Origin of the sequence: Shewanella sp. 11B5, from assembly GCF_002836795.1 — a bacterium.
GTDB lineage: Bacteria > Pseudomonadota > Gammaproteobacteria > Enterobacterales > Shewanellaceae > Shewanella > Shewanella frigidimarina.
The window spans coordinates 1-4,161 of record NZ_PJAP01000578.1 but is presented as its reverse complement, the minus strand read 5'-3'; the positions used below and the strand labels follow the sequence as shown (position 1 = coordinate 4,161).

General features: G+C 42.3%; 4 protein-coding genes. All 4 read right to left on the bottom strand.

What is annotated here, in order from left to right:
- Nucleotide 1: 1 nt before the first annotated feature.
- Nucleotides 2-658 carry a TorD/DmsD family molecular chaperone gene (locus tag CXF78_RS13485; protein ID WP_257984909.1) on the bottom strand — a complete coding sequence of 219 codons (657 nt, stop codon included), beginning with the start codon at nucleotides 656-658 and terminating at the stop codon, nucleotides 2-4.
- 75 nt (nucleotides 659-733) lie between these two features.
- A complete protein-coding gene (locus CXF78_RS13480; protein ID WP_102037087.1) occupies nucleotides 734-1,411 on the bottom strand; it encodes a DMSO/selenate family reductase complex B subunit in 678 nt (225 codons plus the stop codon).
- 15 nt (nucleotides 1,412-1,426) lie between these two features.
- Nucleotides 1,427-3,973 (bottom strand): DMSO/selenate family reductase complex A subunit, encoded by a 2,547-nt coding sequence (locus CXF78_RS13475; RefSeq protein ID WP_102037086.1) that lies wholly within the window; start codon nucleotides 3,971-3,973, stop codon nucleotides 1,427-1,429.
- A 32-nt stretch (nucleotides 3,974-4,005) separates the two neighbouring features.
- The coding region (locus CXF78_RS21260; protein ID WP_145991449.1) for an MtrB/PioB family outer membrane beta-barrel protein at nucleotides 4,006-4,161 on the bottom strand (156 nt) is incomplete at its 5' end.

Sequence of the window (4,161 nt, the reverse complement as noted above, 5' to 3'; positions counted from 1 at the left end):
CCTATCGATAAATAGCTATTCGTTTGGGATTCAGTTCGAATGTTTTTTCAAGATACAAAAGATATTCTTTGGCCAAAATAGAGAACGCTTTGTAATAATCTGTTTCAGCATGGGAATAGGCTAGATCTAAACATCGGTAAGCCCAAGGTAATAAATGTTGCTCCAGTAATTCATTGATCGCTTTTTGAAAGTACGGATTTTGAGGTTCTGCCATCGCTTTGGTCAATAAAAATGACAGTACAGCTAATATTAACCCAATATGATCGAGAGGTTCGTTGGTTCTCATGTCGATATTGATGTCGTTAGCAGCATAAAACTGTTTTAACGTAACGGTACTAAAGTCATTAAGCAACTGTGAAGAACTGGTATAAGCAGACCCCCACGGCGCGGCTAAAGGTGTACCTGGACCGTAAAATAGCATGCCGTAGTCAAGCTTGAGCTTAATCAACTCCGCTTCATCACCGCTCCATTGAGCAAGATAAGCTTTTAGGTATGTTAATCCTTTATGATCGCTATCGGTTGCTAACAACTTAGGCCAGTTCTCGACAATATCTTGATGTTTAAAGGTATTGATCACATCCGACTCTGGATAAATAGTCAGCACTGAATGCAATACATTGGCAATGGCTTGTAAGTCTTGCAGCTTTTCAATGTTCATATCGTTCACATTTACTTATAAATTTAAGTAGGATGAAAGGGTGTAATACGCTTATTACACCCTGTATTGACTAATTTATACTTCTCGAACGTTTAAGATCCGCCCCGTACTTGCACCTACAGGTTGGGCCTTCTTTGATGCCTTAACAATTAGGTTAGGCGAGGTAATCGATTCAGAAGGTAGTGGCGCAAAGTGACCATCGCCATTACCGTATTTAGCTCTTAGGTTTTCCATCGTATCAAAGTCCAATGCTCGTAAAGGGCATGACTCAACACAAATCGGTTTTTTACCTTCTGCTAGTCTATCGAAACAACCATCACATTTAGTCATGACTTTGCGTTCAATATCAATCTGCGGCGCATCGTATGGGCAAGCTCGTGAGCAGCTTTCACAGCCAATACATAACGACTCTTGAACAAGTACCAGTCCGTCTTCTTTTCTTTTATGCATAGCACCAGTCGGGCAGGCTTTTACACACACAGGTTCGTTACAATGGTTACAACCAACAGAGGCATAATAAGCAAATACATTTTGATTATAACTTTCATCGCCATTTTGATCCCATGAACCACCACCGTATTCATAAACCCGGCGCCATAACATACCAGGCATTGCTGATACGCCTTGATTAGCAACATCATCTTTACTGCGCGTTTTGCCAACCATTCGATCTTTACAAGCTATATGGCAAGTTTTACAGCCAGTGCATTTACTGCTATCGAAATAAAATCCTAATTGAGTTTCTTGTGTCATTTTAATATACCCCTATCAAGCCTTGACTACCTGAACACGATTGGTGTGCTGTGGATTTCCCTTTGATACAGGGGAAGGATGATATTTGGTCAGTGTATTGATACAGCCGCCAATATCCACAACATGGCCAGATGGACCTACTTTTCCACTCGCATCTGGTTTATACCAAGCACCTTGCCCTAAAGAACAGACCCCAGGAGTCACCCGAGGAGTGAGTTTCACAGGCAGTTCAATTGTTCCTCTACCGTTGTAAACATGAACCATATCGCCATCAGCTAAACCGCGAGAAGAGGCATCTTTCGGATTCATCCATACTGCATCTTCTACCGCTTCTCTAAGCCATGGGACATTATGATAGCTTGAGTGAGTTCGACCTTTGGTATGGTAACCACATAACTGTAATGGGTAGCCAGCATCAATAGTGTCTTGATCTTGATAGCCGTCCCACGTCACCACATATTGAGGTAGGGGAGTAATTTGGTCTCCAGTGGGTAATGACCAAGTGGCCGCTTTGCGTGCAAGTGATAATGAGAAAATCTCAAATTTCCCAGAAATTGTCGGTCTAGGATTCGCAACTGGATCTTGAATATAAGACTCAAATGCAACCACAGAGGCAGACATGTATTTACGGAAAACTCCGACTTTCTGAGCTTCTTCATAAGTATCTGGCATATCAACATCGGTATTCATCGCTTTAGTTTGTTGATAAAGCTTTTCACACCATTGTTGGCCGTTAAGCCCTTCAGTGTATTCAGCGCCATTACCCATCGCATTTGCAATACCAGCACAAATCTCATACATAGATTGTGATTCGCCTAGCGGCTTCAATGAGGTGCTCATAAAGGTTGCATAGGCCATTTGACCCGATGCATATGAATCATTGGCATAATCCACCGACTCTAGCCAAGTGCTATCTGGCAATAAGTAATCAGCAAATTTAGCTGAAGGCGTCATCCAACAATCACTCACAATAATCAGTTCACACATGCTGTCATCTTCGAGGATTTGGGCAGTACCGTTACTGTCTGAATGTTGATTGACTAAAGCATTACCAGCACAGTTGATAATCGCTTTAATGTTGGTGCCTAATTTTGCAGGGTTATTGTCGAATAGTTCTTGGCTACCACTGGCGGTAAAGCGAACACCATCAGAGGTTCCGCTAAAGTCTTCACCACGTACAACGGCATCTGACCATGTATAAACAGGAATGGTCACATCTACAGGGTTACTGCCTGTTGGCATACCTGCAACACCAAAACTATAACTTGTTGGCATTGCGCCACTATTAACACCCGCACGGCCAATTTTACCGGTCATAATGGCTAGGGTATACACTGCTCGAGTAGCTTGGTCGCCGTTTGCATGGCGGCTAATACCCGCACCTGCAGAAATATAGGGCGCTTCAGCGGCCATAATAGCGGTGGCTAGTTGTTCAATTTTATTCGCTGGAACGCCGCAGACTACGGCAGCCCAAGCTGGCGTTTTCGCACCTTCTGATACAAATATACCCTGGCCCATAATATAATCATGGTAGTTTTGTGCTGGGTCGATAAATTCAGCGTGTGAAGCTATGAAAGGATCAGCATTTAGCGTAACAGACGCCTTCGTGTTCACTAACGACGCTTCGTCATAACCCACAGCATATTTATCTAAAAATGGTTTGGCATGTTGATCAACCCAACCACTGCTTATCATCTGATAAATAACTGCTTCAATTAACGCAGCATCAGTACCTGGGCGAATTGCAAGCCACTCATCTTCATTCCCACGCATTGAATCTGTGTATCTAGGTTCAATCATCCAGACTTTGATATTTTTGTTATTGTGTTCTAGAGACTTAACAAAATCATAGCCTTCACCGCTACCACTCATGCGAGTTTCATTTGGATTAAAACCAAATCCAATAAATAAATCAGAGTTAACGATTTCGCTTAACGAACTACCACCAATGCTATCCCACTGGTCGCCATAAGTGGCCATACATGCTGGGTACACACCAGCCCATGAATAATCCCAATGGTGGTCTAAAAAACCGCCATTTAAATTCAATAATCGACCCCAAGTAGCAGTATTCGATGAGAAGCCATAATAAGCGCCTGTACCGTAATGCATGTAAATTGATTCAGGCCCGTAGTTATCTTTAATGGCTTGTAATTTTGTGCCTATTTCTGAATAGGCTTGTTCCCAACTGATAGGGACAAATTTTGCCTCACCTCTTTTACCAACACGTTTCATTGGAGAACGTAGTCGGTCTGTTGCATAGGTTCTTTGACGGAGTGAGCGTCCACGAGGACAGGCTCGAGCTTGATGGTTTACACCATATTCATCAGTTGTTTCATGGTCAGTTTCAATTCGGGTGATAACACCGTCTTTACTGAATACTTTAATAGGACAATTTGAACCACAGTTTACTAAGCATGCAGACCAGTTAAGCTGTTCAAGCGAACTCTCTGGTACTTCTGGTGGCACTACATTGATTTCTTTCGCACTATCTTCACACCCAGTGATAGTTGCTGCAGCGCCAATTGCTGCACTCATTTTTAAGAAATTTCTACGTTCCATTTCTATATCCTCGCGTAGTATTTACGATACGTTTAATGCAATTTATAGCTAAATGACAACATCACTTGGTGTGCGTTATAGTCATGGTCTATATCTTGAAGTGTTATTAGTCCGGGTATACTTACAATCCCAATAGATGCAGCATCGGTATCATAATAACGCTCGTATTGATAACTGAGTTTTAGTGC

Coding starts and splice junctions, on each gene's coding strand:
- CXF78_RS13475 (WP_102037086.1), bottom strand. CDS start 3,973: ATGGAACGTAGAAATTTCTTAAAAATGAGTGCAGCAATTGGCGCTGCA.
- CXF78_RS13480 (WP_102037087.1), bottom strand. CDS start 1,411: ATGACACAAGAAACTCAATTAGGATTTTATTTCGATAGCAGTAAATGC.
- CXF78_RS13485 (WP_257984909.1), bottom strand. CDS start 658: ATGAACATTGAAAAGCTGCAAGACTTACAAGCCATTGCCAATGTATTG.